Annotated in this window: 14 protein-coding genes; 1 reads left to right on the top strand and 13 read right to left on the bottom strand. The window is 56.4% G+C overall.

Features of this window, described 5'->3' with window-relative positions; genetic code table 11:
- The first annotated feature begins 173 nt into the window (after positions 1-173).
- Entirely contained in the window at positions 174-1,832 is a 1,659-nt protein-coding gene (locus tag ACFIO0_RS19845; RefSeq protein ID WP_390912126.1) for an ABC transporter substrate-binding protein, read from the top strand.
- Positions 1,833-1,891: 59 nt separating this feature from the next.
- On the opposite strand, the gene ACFIO0_RS19840 is transcribed toward ACFIO0_RS19845, so the two are convergent.
- From ACFIO0_RS19840 to ACFIO0_RS19780, 13 genes are all read right to left on the bottom strand, one after another.
- Entirely contained in the window at positions 1,892-2,320 is a 429-nt protein-coding gene (locus tag ACFIO0_RS19840) for a 3-hydroxyacyl-CoA dehydrogenase family protein (protein WP_390912125.1), read from the bottom strand.
- A 54-nt stretch (positions 2,321-2,374) separates the two neighbouring features.
- Positions 2,375-3,262: a shikimate kinase gene (locus tag ACFIO0_RS19835; protein WP_390912124.1), complete on the bottom strand. Its 888-nt coding sequence runs from the start codon at positions 3,260-3,262 to the stop codon at positions 2,375-2,377.
- A complete protein-coding gene (locus ACFIO0_RS19830; protein ID WP_390912123.1) occupies positions 3,262-3,684 on the bottom strand; it encodes a thioesterase family protein in 423 nt (140 codons plus the stop codon). The genes ACFIO0_RS19835 and ACFIO0_RS19830 overlap by 1 nt, the downstream gene beginning before the upstream one ends.
- Positions 3,684-4,880, bottom strand: a complete 1,197-nt coding sequence (gene boxA, locus ACFIO0_RS19825) for a benzoyl-CoA 2,3-epoxidase subunit BoxA (RefSeq protein WP_390912122.1) — start codon at positions 4,878-4,880, stop codon at positions 3,684-3,686. Before boxA ends, ACFIO0_RS19830 begins: the two co-directional genes overlap by 1 nt.
- Before the next feature lie 58 nt (positions 4,881-4,938).
- Entirely contained in the window at positions 4,939-6,390 is a 1,452-nt protein-coding gene (boxB, locus tag ACFIO0_RS19820; protein ID WP_390912121.1) for a benzoyl-CoA 2,3-epoxidase subunit BoxB, read from the bottom strand.
- Positions 6,391-6,462: 72 nt separating this feature from the next.
- Positions 6,463-8,121, bottom strand: a complete 1,659-nt coding sequence (gene boxC, locus ACFIO0_RS19815) for a 2,3-epoxybenzoyl-CoA dihydrolase (protein WP_390912120.1) — start codon at positions 8,119-8,121, stop codon at positions 6,463-6,465.
- Between the two features lie 109 nt (positions 8,122-8,230).
- Positions 8,231-8,659, bottom strand: a complete 429-nt coding sequence (locus ACFIO0_RS19810) for a DUF309 domain-containing protein (protein WP_390912119.1) — start codon at positions 8,657-8,659, stop codon at positions 8,231-8,233.
- On the bottom strand, positions 8,652-9,476 hold the full coding sequence (locus ACFIO0_RS19805; RefSeq protein WP_390912118.1) for an alpha/beta fold hydrolase: 825 nt from the start codon (positions 9,474-9,476) through the stop codon (positions 8,652-8,654). The genes ACFIO0_RS19810 and ACFIO0_RS19805 overlap by 8 nt, the downstream gene beginning before the upstream one ends.
- The gene (locus ACFIO0_RS19800) at positions 9,473-11,005 is read right to left on the bottom strand and encodes a benzoate-CoA ligase family protein (RefSeq protein WP_390912117.1); all 1,533 of its coding nucleotides are present in this window, start codon (positions 11,003-11,005) and stop codon (positions 9,473-9,475) included. The genes ACFIO0_RS19805 and ACFIO0_RS19800 overlap by 4 nt, the downstream gene beginning before the upstream one ends.
- 91 nt (positions 11,006-11,096) lie before the next feature.
- Positions 11,097-11,969: an amidohydrolase family protein gene (locus ACFIO0_RS19795; protein WP_390912116.1), complete on the bottom strand. Its 873-nt coding sequence runs from the start codon at positions 11,967-11,969 to the stop codon at positions 11,097-11,099.
- Positions 11,966-13,774: an AMP-binding protein gene (locus ACFIO0_RS19790; RefSeq protein ID WP_390912115.1), complete on the bottom strand. Its 1,809-nt coding sequence runs from the start codon at positions 13,772-13,774 to the stop codon at positions 11,966-11,968. Before ACFIO0_RS19790 ends, ACFIO0_RS19795 begins: the two co-directional genes overlap by 4 nt.
- A complete protein-coding gene (locus tag ACFIO0_RS19785; protein WP_390912114.1) occupies positions 13,771-14,229 on the bottom strand; it encodes a MarR family transcriptional regulator in 459 nt (152 codons plus the stop codon). Before ACFIO0_RS19785 ends, ACFIO0_RS19790 begins: the two co-directional genes overlap by 4 nt.
- Positions 14,229-14,993 carry a crotonase/enoyl-CoA hydratase family protein gene (locus ACFIO0_RS19780; protein WP_390912113.1) on the bottom strand — a complete coding sequence of 255 codons (765 nt, stop codon included), beginning with the start codon at positions 14,991-14,993 and terminating at the stop codon, positions 14,229-14,231. The genes ACFIO0_RS19785 and ACFIO0_RS19780 overlap by 1 nt, the downstream gene beginning before the upstream one ends.
- Positions 14,994-15,013 lie beyond the last annotated feature (20 nt).

The following is a 15,013-nucleotide window of genomic DNA, read 5'->3' as shown; positions in this document are numbered from 1 at the left end:
TGGGGGTTGACGCCATGCGCCTGCATACTGACTATCCAGATGTCCCCCGAAACAGGGGAGGCGTTCAAAACGCAGATCAACTGCAACACCTAGTGTGGGACATACCTGCACAATCGTGGCGCGACACTCGGCTAAAGTAGTTGAGCATCGCGACGCCAACAGAGAGGAAGACAATGACATTTTTCACACGCACAGGTTCGCCTTTGCCCAAGTCAATCGTGGACTCAGCCGCAAGCGCCGGTGACAGCGAAGTAAACCGCCGCGAATTCCTGGCCCTTGCCAGCGCATTCGGTGCGACAGCTGCCACAGCCTACGGCATGCTAGGCATGGCGACACCAGCGATGGCCGATGGTCACAAAACCGGCGGCACAATTCGCTACCAAACAGAAGTCCGCGCGCTCAAAGATCCACGTACATATGACTGGTCCCAAATCGCGAATTTCTCACGCGGTTGGCTGGAATATCTCGTTTCTTATGAAAACGACGGTACCTTCAAACCACAACTTCTCGAAAGCTGGGAAGTGTCCGAAGATGCAAAAACCTACGTTCTGAACGTACGCAAAGGCGTCAAATGGAATGACGGTTCTGATTTTACCGCCGAAGACGTTGCGCGCAACATCACTGGCTGGTGTGACAAAGACGTTGAGGGCAACTCAATGGCTGGTCGTTTCGCCACTTTGATCAACGCCGACACGAACAAAGCGCTTGATGGTGCGATCGTCGTAACAGACAGCCACACCGTGACGTTGAACCTGCCAGGTGCCGACATTTCATTGATCCCTGGTATGGCTGACTACCCAGCTGCGATCGTACCTGCGTCCTACACTGCAGAGACAGCACTTTCTAACCCGGTTGGCACAGGCCCTTACAAACCTGAATCGCTCGAAGTTGGTGTTAAAGGCGTGTTGGTTCGCAACGAAGATCACACATGGTGGAACGCAGGCAACGGCGCATACATCGATCGCATCGAATACATTGATTACGGCACGGATCCATCGGCATTTGTTGCCGCCGCAGAAGCTGACGAAATCGACATGACCTACTCCATCGAGGGTGAATTCATCGACGTCTTCGACACGCTCGACGGCTGGGTGAACAACTCTGTTGTGACGGCGGCGACAATCGTCATTCGCCCGAACCAATTGGCCGAAGTTGATGGCAAAAAACCATATGCCGACAAGCGCGTCCGTCAGGCCATCGCAATGGCTGTCGACAACAGCGTTCTGCTGGAACTGGGTGTTGCCGGTCGCGGTGTCACTGCTGAAAACCACCACGTTGGTCCGATGCACCCGGAATATGCTGAATTGCCAGAGCGCAAAGTTGATCCCGCAGGTGCCAAGGCCCTGATGGAAGAAGCTGGCATGGCTGATTTCGAGCACGAGCTGATGTCGATTGACGATGCATGGCGCAAAGACACCACCGACGCTGTAGCAGCCCAATTGCGCGACGCTGGCATCAAGGTGAAGCGGACGATTTTGCCGGGTTCCACGTTCTGGAACGACTGGTCCAAGTATCCGTTCTCTTCCACAAACTGGAACCACCGTCCTTTGGGCGTCCAGGTTTGGGCTTTGGCCTATCGCTCGGGCGAAGCATGGAACGAATTTGGTTGGTCCAACACGGAATTCGACAACATCCTAACAGAAGCGTTGGCAACACCTGACGTCGAAGCGCGCCGCGCTTTGATGGTAAAAGGCCAAGCCTTGGTTCAAGAAGAAGGCGTGACGATCCAGCCTTACTGGCGCTCGTTGTACAACCACACGCGTGACGGTCTTGTTGGTGGTGGTCATCACATCTCGTTTGAATTCCGCCCAGCGGAAGTCGCGTGGTCCTAAGTTTTACGATCTGAATTTTACGAGGGGGCTGCGATTTTCGCGGCCCCTTTTTCATTGCGCTACACCTCGAGCAACGCAAGCTTTTCAACCGGAAAGTGCAGTCGTTCAAACAGGATAGTCCGTGCAGAACCCGGATCCGTCCCCTGCAACGCCATCTTCAGTTTCATCAGAACAAATTCGACCAATTGCGCATCTGTCATTGGTGCGCGGGCGACTTTCGCAAACCACGCCTCCTCTAGAATCAAATCCTCGATCAACGGGTCAATCACTGCCCCGCCACCGCCCGGATATCGGTAAAATCCGACACCACCGATTTTACCGACCCGCCCTTCGGTAACCATCCTTGGCAGGATACTCGACGCGTGCGCCTGCCCACGGGCATGAATCCCGATCAATCCTACGTGATCCATGACCTCGCAAGGCCCGACACCAAAACCAAAGGTCTTAAGCGCCTCGTCCAGTTCCCAAGGGTTTGTATGCTGGATCAAAAGTTCATCACACGTCAGCCAAAACGCGTTTTCCAAGCGCGTGCGCAGGTCCATCTACGGGCCCGGCTTGTCGATGAATCTGTGTTTTGCAATCGTCGTCAAAACATCGTTGACCGAAGATTGCTCTGGCCGATTTGACGTATCAACTTGTGCTTGTGCTCGCCCGTAAAGCGGTTCACGCGCGCCCAAAAGGGCCTTCAGTTGATCCATAGCCTGAGGATTGCCTTCCATAGGGCGCAAGTCGCCCTGCGCGCGCACACGTTCCATGTGCTCGGCGGGGCTGGTTCTGATCCAGATGGTATGGAAGCGCGACAAAAGATCGGTAAACGTCTCTGTTTCGGCCACTATTCCGCCGCCAACAGACAGGATGACACGCTCGTGCTGCTGAATGACCGCCTCGATCGCTTCGGCTTCAAACCCGCGATATCCGTCCTGACCGTAGAGGGCCATAATTTCCGACACGGGCATGCCAACGCGATTTTCGATCTCTGATTTCAGTTCAACAAACGGAATGCGAAGCGCTTGCGCCGCGCGCCGCCCCAGCGTCGATTTTCCAGCACCACGCAGGCCGACCAAACACACACGTTGCGCGCGCATCGCCGTTTGATTTTGCGGCGCGAGCAATCCGCGCACACGCCCCTGCATCTCCGCCGAGGACCCTTGATACAACCGCGCAACGCGCTGGGTATCTTCGCTGAGTGGTCCAAAATCGCTGAGGAAATCTTCGACTTTTAGACCCAGTGACGTCGCCACCCGTTCTAGCAGCAACACCGAAATGTTGCCCTCGCCGCTTTCTAGCTGCGCCAGATAGCGCGGTGACACGCCAGAGCGTTCCGACAGTTCACGCCGTGGGATTCCAGCGGCCTTGCGCGCGGCACGCACCCGTTCGGACAAACGCTCAATCAGCGGGCTTTGCGACGTAAAGTTACTGGATTTGTTCATCACGCAGGCCTGATCAAGGGTTCCACCACGGCGCGGATATCAGCCGGGGCGGACTGGCTTTTGAATTGATCCGCGATGGTGAACACGCACACAAACGTCCCCTCAAAACACAGCACATCATCTTGACGCGCAGCAACGCGGAAGGTGATCGATTTGTCGCCCAAATGCTGCGGCCAGACTTCGCAGTGCAAGCGGTGTCGCGGGGTGACGGGGCTGCGAAAATCCAGTGACAGATGCACAAACGGCGTGCCGACGTTGCGGTCCAATTCCAGCTGAAACCAGCCGTCGCCGCCCAAATGTTCCTCCCACCAGGCGTTGATTGCATCCAGCGCCATGGCCGGCAATCGGCCTGTGTAGGCGATTTTGGCCGGATCGCAATCGCCCCAAGTTACTCGAATTTCGTGAACAAATGGCGGGCGCATCAATAGGTTTCCACGTGATATCGACCGTCTTCGCGCATGCTATCGCGCAGGGTGCTCCACTCAAGCCCCGCAGAACGCGCGATGTCTTTTAGAGCTTCCTCAACCCCGTTTTCCATTGCTTTCAAGCCGCAAATATAGATGTACCCGTTTGGGTTTGCCAGCAGTGTCGCAACATGATCGCTGTCTTCGCGCAACTTGTCCTGCACATATTGCTTGGGCGCATCCGCCTGCCGACTGAACGCAAACGACTTGCGCAAAAAGCTGTCTGGCACTTTGTTTAACGGCCCAAAATACGGCAAGTCACGCGGGCTTCGCGCCCCGAAAACCAATGACAGAGCGCCCTGCACACTTGGCATGTCGCGCTGGCGGTGCATCGTCATGCCGCGAAACGGGGCAGAGCCTGTACCGGTGCAAATCATCAACACCTGCGCTGTGGGATCGGATGGCAACAAGAACGTCGCGCCGAACGGGCCAGTCAATTGCACCTCGTCGCCTTTGCCAAGGTCACAAACGTAATTGGAACACAGGCCGCCGTCCTCGCGCTTGACCGTCAAAGACAGGTTGTTGAAACCTGCGCGTTCACCGTCCCGTGGGCTGGACACGGAATACAGGCGCGGCAAATGCGCGTTTCCATTTGCGTCTGTTCCGGGTGGAATAATCCCGACGCTTTGGCCCTCAAGCACGGGGAACGGCAGGCTGCCCAAATCTAGAATGATGTGGCGCACATCGCCGTCGCTGTCCGCCTCGGTCAAACGGTAGTTGCCTTGCACTGTGGCGCGCGCCGGATTGCCTAAGTTGTACATGTTGATGGTCGGTTTGGCAGCACTCGCTGGTGCCTTGGCCTTGCCGCCAGCACCTGCATGCGCTTGATCCAGAAGGGCGGCGATGGCGACGTCCATTTCGCCATCTGCATTTTCGTCCCCTGCAACTTCGATGGCCTCTTGGTCAGGCAGTTCTTCCCATCCGAACTGTTCCTCGACCGAGTAAGGCGTGTTCACAACACGCCACTCATCGATAGATCCCGTCGGGCAAACCGGAATGCACGCCATGCACAAATCACACCTGTCGGCGTCCACAACAACATTGTCGTCATTGTGCGTGATCGCCTCGATCGGGCAACTCATCTCGCAGGTATAGCAGCGGATGCAGATTTCCGGATCAATCAGGTGCTGCTTAAAAGGCGTTGGCTGCGACATGGGGCGCTTTCTGTGGTTAGGGATCGGGTAAGGCGGGCGTGTCGCCCGCCTGTTCGGTTTAGGCCATGTGCAACTTTACATATTCAAAATCGCCCGGCTTGTTATCGATTCCGACCTTGGGTGGTGCAATCCAAGTCGCGTATTTACCAGCCTCAAAGCACGGCTTCATCAGCGATTGAATATAGGCACCATCCTCTTTGCTCGGCAGCCACTCTTCCTGACGCGCCGCCCAATCCTCGGCCGAAATGATGTTGCCATCCGGATCAACTGCAACAGATGAAAACACACCAATCTGACGGTGGAACCCTTCGTGCGGCATCTTGAATTCGAATTGAACACCTGACTTTGCAATCAGCTTGTTCCAGCGGCCCACGCCGCCAGACGCATCCCGTACATAGTCGTCGCGCAGACGCATGTTGATCGCTGTTAGGGCCGGCACGTCCTCGGTCAAAATCTGTCCGTCCTTGATGGACGTCACCGCATAAGTATCATTTTGCAGCTTGTGGTCATCGTCAATGCGCTGCTCCATGTAGCGCCCTTTGATGCCGTAGTTGAACGCGTTGGCAGCGTTTGTGCTGACCTCTTGACCGAACAAATCCAGCGACAATGTGTAGTGCAAGTTCAGCTTTTTCTGGATTGTTGGCAGGTCAATCACACCCAAGTCGCGGATTTTCGCAATGTCGTAGGGATCCGTGATGCCATTGGCCGCCATCGCATCCAACGTGGCTTGGATCGTACGACCGACGCCAGTTTCACCTACAAACATGTGGTGCGCTTCTTCGGTCAGCATGAAACGGCAAGTGCGTGACAGCGGATCAAAGCCTGATTGCGCAAGGCTTTCCAGTTGCATTTTGCCGTCACGGTCAGTGAAATAAGTGAACATGAAGAACGACAGCCAGTCGGGCGTTTCTTCGTTAAAGGCACCCAACATGCGCGGTGAATCCTCAGATCCAGAGGAGCGCACCAACATGTCATCCGCCTCTTCGCGTCCGTCTTTGCCAAAATACTTTTGCAGCAAATAGACCATCGCCCAGAGGTGGCGACCTTCTTCGACGTTCACCTGAAACAGATTGCGCATGTCATAAAGCGATGGCGCCGTAAGCCCCAAGAAGCGCTGTTGCTCCACCGAACCCGGCTCTGTGTCGCCTTGGATCACAATCAGGCGCTTCAGCATGTTGCGGTATTCACCTGGCACTTCTTGCCATGCGGGTTCGCCAAAATGTTCGCCCATCGGAATCATACGGCCCTCGACGGCAGGGGCAAGCAGCACGCCCCAGCGGTATTCCGGCATTTTCACGTAGTCGAATTTCGCCCAGCCTTTTGGGTCAACCGACACTGCAGTGCGTAAATACACCATGCTGTCCTGAAAGTTTTGCGGGATCAAATCGTTCCACCAATTGATATAGCCGGGATGCCATTTCTCAAGCGCCTTCAGCACTTTCTTGTCCTGGCTCAGGCCCACATTGTTCGGGATCTGCGTGTCGTAGCTTACGTTCAACAAGTCCATCATCGTCTCCTCAAAAGGCGCTTGGCGCCATGTCTCATTCGGGGTTTTCGTTTGCGCTTAAAGCCTGCGAAAAACTCAAACCCGCTCCATATTGTATTTCCCGCGCACACCCGTGCCGTAGCGCTGCAACGCACCGTCTTCGCCCACCGCATTCGGGCGTTGGAAAATCCAGTTTTGCCACGCCGTCAGACGCCCAAAAATACGTGTTTCCATGGTTTCAGGGCCGGCAAATCGCAAATTGGCCTCCATCCCCGTCATCGCATCAGGGCTAAACGATGCACGTTCTTCCATGAACAGGCGCACTTCGTCGTCCCAATCAATGTCGTCATAGGCAAATGTGACCAGCCCCAAATCCTCGGCGTCTTCGCCCTCTAACGCCGCGCCGATACGTTCGTGTGCCGCGTCAACTGCCTCAGGTGTTCCCAAAAATCGCGTTTGCAGACGGGTCAAATCATTGCCCATCGGGTAGATGCCAAAGTTGCCGGCGCTCAGCGTGATCGCAGCCGCTGGGCGATTGTCGCCATCAAATTCGTCCAGCATCATGTAGCTGCGATCGACCGCCCAAAGCAGCTCAGCCAACGGCCCCGCAAAACAACTGCCGTGTTCAACAAGCGCCACCAATGAGCGCGAGGTCATGTCGACCCGCTTCAGCACACGCTTCCAATATTTCAGAACCTCGTTGGCCAGCCAGTGATCTGCGTTGTTCAACATGAGTGCTTCATGGGCGACTACGGCAGCGCCGTCGCCTTGGGTCTGGAATTCAACCAACCCCAAATCCATTTCGTTCAGACGCAGATGCAAAAGCGTATCGTCCAGCTCGCGTGCGCACCGCAAAATCCAGGCCTGATCGCCCAATTCCTCGAATGCAGCCATGTCAGCGGGGGCCTCGCCCTCTGGCCCTTTTATCAACACACGCGTCCGCCCTGCGACACGGTCAAACGTCACCTCAACGGTGGAATAGATCACCGCATCGTCCGAGAATTCGCGCTGCAATGGCGTAAGGGTGATACCTTTTGCAGCCTCGACCTTGGTCGAGCGTGCCGCCAAATCAATCGCCCGTTCTTTCACTGCATCATCGAATTTCGAGTTCGGGAAAATCTCATCGACCAAGCGCCATTGCACCGCGCGCTTGCCTTTGACCCCTTCTTCGACCGAACAAAAAACATCCGCCAAGTCACGCCGCATTTTGCGTTTGTCCGTGACGCGCGTCAGCCCGCCAGTACCGGGCAAAACCGCCAACAACGGGACCTCTGGCAGAGACACAGATGACGTGGAATCGTCGGTGAGCATGATGTGATTACAGGCCAAGGCCAGCTCGTACCCGCCGCCCGCGCACGCCCCTTTGATCGCGCAGATATAGTTCTGCCCACTGTCCACCAAGGCGGCCTCGTAGGTGTTGCGGGTTTCATTGGTGAACTTGCAAAAATTGACTTTGTGGGAATGCGCCGCACCGCCCAGCATCCGGATATTTGCGCCCGCACAGAACACTTTGTCCTTGGCCGATTGCATGACGACAACCTTGACCTCCGGGTGTTCAAACCGCATCCGCTGCACGACGTCCGCCAGTTCGATATCAACGCCCAAATCATACGAGTTCAGCTTAAGCTGATAGCCATCGAACAGGCCGCCATCCTCATCCACATCCATAAACAGATTGGCGATCGGCCCGTCATATTCCACGCGCCAGTGCCGGTATTGGCTAGGGTCAGTCTGAAAATCGATGCGTTTGGTCATTCGGGAATCTCCTGCGCGACGGCGCGTATTTGTCAGTATACTACTGATTGGATGCGCGGAATGCAGGCAATAAGTGTGATATTTCGCACAATATGCATTTTAGCGCATCTTATCGGCCCTGTCTGGCCTCAAGCTCGGCAACGATACACTGTGAACGCAGCCAATCCACGTCGACCCCCAGAATCGCGCCTTGTTGGTCATCAAGCAAACCTTGAACCATCACACAAAGCCGCAGTGTCGCACGCGGTTTGCCCATCTTCAGTTTTAGGCGTGCATTGGCGAGCTGGATCAACGCTTGGGTCATATCCCGTTCCGGCGAAGGGTTCGGCAACGCCATCCACACCGCCTCGAGTACTTCGTGGCATTCCCAAAAATAGCCCTTGTCCAAATACCACAATCCGGCGCGCCACGCCTGTGTCCGCTCTGTCGGCAAACCCGCAGCAACTTCGGCTTTGATGCCGTCAAACCAATCCTCTGGATGGCGCGCATTTTGCCCGGGAACGTAGGCATGCGGGGGCGTGGGAATGTCGTCAGGCAATGTCGACGTGTGCGTTTTCGATTCGCGCCAGAGTTGCGCAAAAGTCGGAAATCCCTAGCAAAGTTTCATCCGGTTTTTCAAGATGCGGCGCGTGTCCGCAATCATCCAAGATCAAGGTTTCAACCGGCGAGTAAATCCGTTCTTCAATCTCGGAAATCTGATCAAGCGTGCCGTAGGCATCATCGCGCCCTTGGATCGCAAACACTGGAATACGCAGGTGATCGATGCAATCCGCCACGTTCCAATCCGCATTTCCCGGATCGACCCACGCGTCGTGCCAGCCATAAAATGCGGCATCAGGATCGTCATGATACTTTGCCATTTTGATGTTCAAATCGCCCTGCTCGTACTGTGCTTTACCAGCGCGGATCGCATCCAGGCCTTTGGCTTCCATAAAGAAATGTGGGGCCATCAAGATCAGGGCACGCACCCGCATGTCGGACACGGAACCTGCGTAAATCGCAGCCATCGTTGCACCGTCGCTGTGGCCCATCAAAACTGCGCGCTGCACACCGACAGCGTCCAGAACCGGCCCGATCACATCCATCGCTTCGCGGGTTTGATAATCCAACGGACGCGGGCGCGTGATCGTTGACGACCGCCCATACCCCGCACGCGAATACGCCAACACGCCAAAGCCTGTGGCCGCGCTCAAACGCTCGGGCAAATCACGCCACAATGCAGCGCATCCCAACCCCTCGTGCAGCAGCACAATCGTCGGTGCCTTGTCAGGTGATGGCCCAAAGCACGCGTATTCCAGTGAGGCGTCATCGATGCGCAACGGTTGGCGCGGCGTCTTGCTCCATTCAGCGATCATGACGGATCACGCAGCTTGAAGCGCTGGATTTTGCCAGTCGCAGTTTTGGGTAATTCGTTCACAAATTCGATCCATCGCGGGTATTTCCATTTGCCAACTTTCTCTTTCACTTGGGTCTTTAACAGCTCGGGTAAACCATCACCCGATACGTCTGCGTTCAGAACCACAAAGGCTTTGGGTTTTTCCAAACCTTCGTCATCGCGCGCCGCGACAACCGCCGCCTCAAGCACGCTCGGGTGCGAGATCAGAGCGGATTCGACCTCGAATGGAGACACCCAAATGCCCGACACTTTGAACATGTCATCCGTGCGCCCGCAGTAGACGAAGCGCCCGTCAGCACGCCGTTCATATTTGTCGCCTGTACGGGTCCAGACCCCTTCGAATGTCGCGCGAGTTTTGTCGCGTTGATTCCAGTATCCGCCAGCAGCAGAGGCACCGTTGACTAAAAGTTCGCCAACTTCACCGACGCCCAGATCGCGCCCATCGCTGTCGACAAGCCGCACGTCGTACCCCGGAACGGCCGTTCCGGAGGTTCCGTAGACGACGTCGCCCGGTGCGTTAGACAAAAAGATGTGTAGCATTTCGGTCGATCCAACCCCGTCCAAAATGTCGGCCCCCATCATGTCGACCCAGCGGGTTCCCACATCTTCGGGCAATGCCTCGCCCGCAGAAATGCAGGTTCGCAAGGGGGCTTTGGCCGCGCCCTGCGTGTCCATGTAGGCCAACATCGCAGCATACAGCGTCGGCACGCCGCAAAAGAGTGTGGGCTGTTCCGTGTTCAAAATATCGACCACGACATCAGGGGTTGGGCGCCCTGCAAACAGCACGGTGGTCGCGCCGACAGACAAGGGAAAGCTCATCGCGTTGCCGAGGCCGTAGGCAAAGAAAAACTTGGCGGCAGAATAAACCGTGTCGGATTCGCGAATGCCAAGCACTTGTGCGCCATAGGTGTCGCAGGTCGCCTTGAGGCTGGAATGAACGTGATGCACACCTTTGGGCGCGCCGGTTGATCCCGACGAATACAACCAAAACGCCACCTCGTCATCGCTAGCGGCAACGGTTGCAGATGGCGGCGCACCGTCGATGAAATCCTTGTAATTCGTCGCATCAGAGGTCGAAGGCCCATCGCCAATGATAACCACCTGACGCAGATACGGATTGTCGGCCAGCACCGGTGCGACGATGTCATAAAGCACGTCCGAAACGAACAGAATACTTGCACGGCTGTCACGCAAAATGCCGTCATACACAGGCGTCGCCAGCAAAGTATTGAGCGGCACAGGCAATACGCCATGCTTAATCGCACCCCAGAGCACTTGCGGGAATTCGATGGTGTCCAAGACCAGCATCGCGGCACGTTCTTCGCGATAAATGCCGGCGCGCGCTAGGGCACCTGCGACTTGGTTCGACGTGGTCACCAACGCCTCATAGCTGAGGCTTCGGCCAGTACCATATTCGCGAAACGCAATTTTGTCGCCGCGCCCTTCGCTTAGGTGGCGGTCAACAAAATAGGTGGCTGCATTTGGCATGGCTCCCTCCGACAAGGCAATTTCAGTGCTTTATCCTGCACCTTGGACAGATTGTCGCAACCCTGACCACGCCAATCTGCACTTTAACGCATCACCCCAGACCCAGCAGTCGCGCGGCATTCCCTTTGATGATGTCAGGGCGCAATTCATCCTTGATTGCAATTTTGTCGAAATCAGACAGCCAGCGTTCAGGCGTGATCATCGGCCAGTCCGAGCCGAACAAAACCTTTTTGCGCAGGATCGAATTGCAGTACCGCACAAGGATGTCCGGGAAGTATTTCGGCGACCAACCCGACAGATCAATGTAGACATTCGGTTTGTGTTGCGCGACGGCAAGCGCCTCTTCTTGCCAAGGAAAACTAGGGTGGGCGAGCACGATTTTCATCTCTGGAAAATCAACAGCGACGTCATCCATGTACATCGGATTCGAAAACTTCAGACGCATCCCGTTGCCGCCGGGCATGCCGGATCCTACACCCGTTTGGCCGGTATGAAACAGCGCGATGCCACCTTCTTCGGCAATAGCTTCGTACAGGCCGTAGGCCATGCGGTCGTTGGGGTAGAACCCTTGCATCGTCGGGTGAAATTTGAACCCCTTGATGCCATAATCTTTGATCAAGCGGCGGGCCTCGCGCTGTCCCATCTTGCCTTTGTGCGGATCGATGGATGCAAACGGGATCAACACATCGCTGTTTTCTGCAGCGATCTCAGCGACCTCTTCGTTGGCATAACGTCGATAGCCAGTCTCGCGTTCTGAATCGACAGGAAAAATTACGGCCGCAATGTTTTGCGCGCGGTAGTGTGCGGCAGTTTCCGGCACAGTCGGAGGATGCTTCCAAGGGGCGCGAAAATACTCGGCCATCGTCGTTTGCAGATCGTCATACCCATCGTCACCGTGGCATCCGCAAGGTTCTTCGGCGTGGGTGTGGAAATCGATTGCGCGGATTTTTTCTAGGTCGATCATTTGGCATCTACCACTATGGTTGCAGGATCATTTGAATACAGACGTTCTAACAGATCGGCGCGGTTTGATAGCAATTTGGCAAAGTTGATATTGCCTTTGGCCGTGGCCTCGCCCACGCCCATCGACGGTGGATCGGCCATCACCAACGCCCGCGCAATGCGTGTCGCGCTTCCTGTTGCGCGCTCCGAAAAGATCGCCAGTTTTTCGCTAATCGCAGCCATCATCACCGGATCGGTCAATGCACCGGCATCAACGGCAGGCTGCAAATCCAGCGCTGCCAAATGCGCCATGTTCGGGACAATCAAAACGCCCAGTTCTGCGCGCCCTGCCCCGGTGATCACAACATCCTGCGCCCAAGGTGCAAGGGCCAAAAGCGTCGCAAGACGCAAGTTCGCGGCATGCACCCAAGTGCCGGTTTGCAATTTGAATTCTTCTGAAATACGCCCCTCGAACCGCAGGCCTTGGCTGGGGTCATATTCATCGACAAAACGCATTGCGTCGCCGGTTCGAAAATATCCCTCTTCGTCAAATGCCTCAGCGGTTTTGACAGGGTTTTCAAAGTAGCCAGTCATGATGCTGGCGCCTTTCACGCGCACTTCGCACCGATTGTCCGTATCCGGGATCAGTTTGACCTGCACGCCCGGCACCGGCACGCCGACCATGCCTGCGCCCGTCGCAGGTTGGTATTGCAACAGCGCGGCGGGGGCGGTTTCGGTCAATCCCCATGACGACGTGATCAACGGCAGCCGCCCACACGTGTCCAGCGCCATGCGTTCCAGCGCGTCCCACGTGTCTTGAGGCAGCGATGCGCCCGCATAGAAAATCATGTCGAGTTTGGAGAAATAGCTTTGGCGCAGGGCCGCATCATTTTCCATCGCTTGCACCAGTTGCGCAAACCCGACCGGGACGTTGAAGGACAACGTCCCCGACACTTTGCCAAGGTTCTCAAGCGTGCGCCCGAACATGGCTGGAATCGGCTTGCCGTCATCGATGTACAGACTGCCGCCGTTGGCCAGCGCCATGTTGAAATTGTGCGACCCGCCGAACACGTGGTTCCATGGCAACCAGTCGACCAAAATCGGAGGGCGGGTCGTCAAGAACGGCAGGCAGGCGGCCAATTGCGCTTGATTTGTGCACATCATGCCTTGGGTCGTCAGCACGCCTTTGGGGTCGGAAGTGGAGCCCGACGTCATCAAAATTTTGGCCACGGTGGCGGCATTCACAAGTGCATGTGCCGCATCGACTCCGTCCTCTGATCCGGCCATAAAATCCGCAAAAGACGTGGCATTTGAAACACCTGGATCTGTGCAAACCGCGTCACATCCCACCAGCTTGATCGCGTCGGCATACGCAGTTCCATCAGATGCAAAAACCAGTTGGGGTCGCACCAGATCAGCGATATGTTTCAACCGGCCATGGGCCGCAGGGATCAGCGAATATTGCTCGGCCACCGGCACGCTCGGGATGCCGACGTATTGCGCCGCAAGGGACAAGAGCGCGTGATCAATGCCGTTGCCAGACAGGATCATGATGCGCGTGTCGGCCCCCAATCCCCGCGCAATCAGCGCACCCGCGATACGTCGTACTTTTTGCAAAACGCTGGCGTAGGTTTCAGATTGCCACCCCGCACCTGATCGTTGCGCAATCAGGATTTGATCCGGCGTCGCAAGGGCCCACTGGTGCAGCCAAGTTCCCGTGTTGGGCGCGACAGGTCCGTGTTCGAACCCTGCGTTCAGAATGATGGACCCGTCTGCGCGATCTTCGCGGTGAACAGAGTGCGCCTTAAGATGCAAATGATCGGTCATACGTCATCCTGTCTTGCGCTGCTTTCAATCTGGCGAAGGGCGTCTTTTAGCTGCGGCTGCACATCGCGCGCGACACCCGCGATCATGCGCGCGTCATGCTCAGCAACGGCGCGGTTGGCCTTTGTGTACAGGCTTTGGCCTTGGTCTGTGACATGCAACGCGTGCGCGCGCCGATCCGTGGTGCTGGGCGTGCGCGTCAGCAGGCCACGTTGTTCAAGCTCGTCCACAATCACCACCAGATTAGCGCGTTCAATCGTCAAAACCGTCGCCAATTGCGACGGGCGCAGGCCCGGGTTTTCAATGACCAAAGACAGGGCCGAAAAAGTCATCATCCGCAGGCCAAACGGCATCAATGTTCGGGACAGGTCAGCCTGCAAGGCGTTGAACGCCCGCTTCATGTCGTACCCGACAAAGGCCCGCAGCGATGCGTCGGTAATTGCGCCAGTCGTGCCCATCAACGAAACTGCGGCGGACGTTTTTCGAGGAAAGCAGCCAGTCCTTCCAGCGCATCAGGACTGGTTTGAGACAAGGCCGCGCACAGGCTTTCTACGAACAATCCGTCCGAGCGGGCCATGTCGTTAATGCGCGCAATCCCTTGGATCATCATGTAGTTGGACAACGCCGCGTTGCCGGCGATCTGATGGGCGATTTCCATGGCCTTGGGCAGGCTTTCACCTTCGCCCACGGAATAATGCGCAAGCCCCATCGCGACCGCATCTTCGGTTCCATATTTACGACCCGTCAGCATCATTTCGGTCATCCGGTCCGGTCCGATGATGCGCGCCACACGCACGGTCGCACCGCCGCCAACAAAGATGCCGCGACGCCCCTCGGGCAACTGAAAAATACACGACGGTTCGGCAATGCGCACATGGGTCGAGGTCGCCAGTTCTAGTCCGCCACCGATCACTGCGCCGCTCATTGCGGACACAACGGGCAAGCCGCCCGTCTGGATGCGGTCCATCACCGCGTGCCAGTTGCGCGAGTGGTGCATTGTCGCTTCGGCGTCACGATTTTGATGCTCAGACAGATCAAGCCCTGCACAATAGTGCCCGCCGCGCCCGGTGATCACGACAACGCGCGTACCGTCTGGGGGCGCTTGGAAAAACCCGTCGATTTCAGCCAGCAACCCGTCGGACATCGCGTTGCGTTTGTCTGGGCGATTGATCGTCAGAACCGTGACTGGCCCGTCCTGTGTCACGTCGATGAATTGGCCCATGCTGCATCCTTAAAGCTGTG

The organism is Pseudosulfitobacter sp. SM2401 (assembly GCF_042932805.1).
Taxonomy (GTDB): Bacteria; Pseudomonadota; Alphaproteobacteria; order Rhodobacterales; family Rhodobacteraceae; genus Ascidiaceihabitans.
Note: the sequence above shows the minus strand (reverse complement) of the source record. Positions and strands in the feature narration are given on the sequence as shown.

What these genes read in the sequence shown, in the direction of transcription:
- ACFIO0_RS19845 (WP_390912126.1), top strand. Translation starts at nt 174, where the DNA reads ATGACATTTTTCACACGCACAGGTTCGCCTTTGCCCAAGTCAATCGTG.
- ACFIO0_RS19835 (WP_390912124.1), bottom strand. Translation starts at nt 3,262, where the DNA reads ATGAACAAATCCAGTAACTTTACGTCGCAAAGCCCGCTGATTGAGCGT.
- ACFIO0_RS19830 (WP_390912123.1), bottom strand. Translation starts at nt 3,684, where the DNA reads ATGCGCCCGCCATTTGTTCACGAAATTCGAGTAACTTGGGGCGATTGC.
- boxA (WP_390912122.1), bottom strand. Translation starts at nt 4,880, where the DNA reads ATGTCGCAGCCAACGCCTTTTAAGCAGCACCTGATTGATCCGGAAATC.
- boxB (WP_390912121.1), bottom strand. Translation starts at nt 6,390, where the DNA reads ATGATGGACTTGTTGAACGTAAGCTACGACACGCAGATCCCGAACAAT.
- boxC (WP_390912120.1), bottom strand. Translation starts at nt 8,121, where the DNA reads ATGACCAAACGCATCGATTTTCAGACTGACCCTAGCCAATACCGGCAC.
- ACFIO0_RS19805 (WP_390912118.1), bottom strand. Translation starts at nt 9,476, where the DNA reads ATGATCGCTGAATGGAGCAAGACGCCGCGCCAACCGTTGCGCATCGAT.
- ACFIO0_RS19800 (WP_390912117.1), bottom strand. Translation starts at nt 11,005, where the DNA reads ATGCCAAATGCAGCCACCTATTTTGTTGACCGCCACCTAAGCGAAGGG.
- ACFIO0_RS19795 (WP_390912116.1), bottom strand. Translation starts at nt 11,969, where the DNA reads ATGATCGACCTAGAAAAAATCCGCGCAATCGATTTCCACACCCACGCC.
- ACFIO0_RS19790 (WP_390912115.1), bottom strand. Translation starts at nt 13,774, where the DNA reads ATGACCGATCATTTGCATCTTAAGGCGCACTCTGTTCACCGCGAAGAT.
- ACFIO0_RS19785 (WP_390912114.1), bottom strand. Translation starts at nt 14,229, where the DNA reads ATGGGCACGACTGGCGCAATTACCGACGCATCGCTGCGGGCCTTTGTC.
- ACFIO0_RS19780 (WP_390912113.1), bottom strand. Translation starts at nt 14,993, where the DNA reads ATGGGCCAATTCATCGACGTGACACAGGACGGGCCAGTCACGGTTCTG.